At 64.1% G+C, this 237-nt stretch carries 1 protein-coding gene; it reads right to left on the bottom strand.

The genetic code is table 11. The annotated features are described in order from the left end of the window. Positions 1 to 237: hypothetical protein (locus tag AC3XQU_RS24835; RefSeq protein WP_489876756.1), on the bottom strand; the 237-nt coding region annotated here is incomplete at both ends.

Here is a 237-nt window from a genome sequence, read left to right as displayed (position 1 = left end):
CGCTGCGAGTGTCGTGTCGGCGAGTACCAGCTTTGTGAGCAGTCGACGTCGGGTCTCCTCCGGTGTCGGTGCGTCCTTCTCGCTGAATCCGTTCTCCCGCAGCATCGCCGCGTCAGACAGCACTTCCTTGGCGTGCAGTTCGCGGGAGTCCGTCGACTTGTCCGGCCGCAACTCCAGTTCGGACGCGTCGAACCAGATCAGGTAGTCCGCCCAGTCCTCGACACCAGACGCCTCGAG

The sequence above is a fragment of the Telluria sp. AZSoR62 genome (assembly GCF_058111565.1).
Note: the sequence above shows the minus strand (reverse complement) of the source record. Positions and strands in the feature narration are given on the sequence as shown.